The 1,298-nt window shown below is 45.5% G+C and carries 1 protein-coding gene; it reads left to right on the top strand.

Annotation, left to right across the window (positions count from 1 at the left end; genetic code table 11):
• Nucleotides 1-23: 23 nt before the first annotated feature.
• Nucleotides 24-1,181, top strand: coding sequence for an FAD-dependent oxidoreductase (locus VHA01S_RS17510; protein ID WP_039971399.1), 1,158 nt, complete (start codon nucleotides 24-26; stop codon nucleotides 1,179-1,181).
• Nucleotides 1,182-1,298 lie beyond the last annotated feature (117 nt).

Below are 1,298 nucleotides of genomic sequence, written 5' to 3' on the forward strand. Positions count from 1 at the left end.
CGATTGGTATAATACGGCAAAGGATGACACGAATGCATTTTGATGTAGCTGTGATAGGTGGCGGTATGGTTGGGGCTGCAACAGCTCTTGGCTTGGCAAAACAAGGTAAGCGAGTTGCGGTGGTTGAGGGATATAAACCTGAGCCATTTTCTGCATCACAAGCACTGGATATTCGAATCTCTGCAATATCAAAGAGCTCGGTGGATCTACTGCAGCAACTAGGCGCGTGGTCACATGTTCAGAGTAAGCGAGTTTTCCCTTATATGGGACTAGAAACTTGGGAGTTAGATAACTGCCGAACTCGCTTTGATGCATCGTCCTTACAGCTACCATTACTAGGTTACATGGTCGAAAATCGCGTATTGCAACTGGGTATTTGGCAAGCGCTGCAGGCCTATTCTAACGTGAGCTTTTATTGCCCTGACGCTTTAGTGGATATGAAGACAAGTGAACTGGGTAAGCAAATTGAGTTGTCATCGGGCGAGCAGATTAGCGCCAGTTTAGTCGTGGGTGCGGATGGGGCAAATTCAAAAGTAAGGCACATTGCTGGGATTGGCGTGACGGCGTGGGATTATCGTCAAGACTGCATGTTGATTAACGTAGAAACAGATTGCGCTGATACCGATGTCACTTGGCAGTGGTTTACTCCGCAAGGGCCAAGATCGTATCTTCCTATGGGAGCAGGGCAAGGTTGTTTAGTGTGGTATGACTCTCCTAAACGAATTAAACAATTGCGCCAACTGACACCTGAAGCCCTAAAGCTGGAAATAGAAGCGTGTTTCCCAGAGCGTATTGGCACAGTCAGTGTGAATAACTTTGCTTCTTTTCCCTTAAAACGCCGTCACGCACAGCATTACTGTAAAGAGTCTGTGGTGCTAGTAGGCGATTCTGCGCATACCATTAACCCTTTAGCTGGTCAGGGTGTCAATTTAGGCTTTAAAGACGTGCAGGGCTTACTTGAGGTGTTAGAAGAGGGGGATTACTCACTCGATAACCTTAAGCGATATCAAAAACTAAGAAGAACCGATAACTTGCTGATGCAAACAGCGATGGATGCGTTTTACTTGGGGTTTAGCAATAACATAGGCCCTGTAAAGCTATTGAGAAATATGGGATTAAAGTTGGCTGATCGTGCAGGGCCAATAAAAGACCAAGCATTGAAGTATGCGTTAGGGCTTTAGAGCTTTAGAGCTTTAGAGCTTAGTTTTTCAAGAAGTGAAGGGAGCTCGGCATGGAGCGCCCTTTTTTAATGTTCATTTTCTATAGGCAATAAAAAACCCGTCTAAAAGACGGGTTTC

The sequence above is a fragment of the Vibrio halioticoli NBRC 102217 genome, assembly GCF_000496695.1.
In the GTDB taxonomy this organism is placed as follows: domain Bacteria; phylum Pseudomonadota; class Gammaproteobacteria; order Enterobacterales; family Vibrionaceae; genus Vibrio; species Vibrio halioticoli.

Bases quoted from the DNA above. Each gene is read 5' to 3' on its own strand.
- VHA01S_RS17510 (WP_039971399.1), top strand. From the start codon at position 24: ATGACACGAATGCATTTTGATGTAGCTGTGATAGGTGGCGGTATGGTT.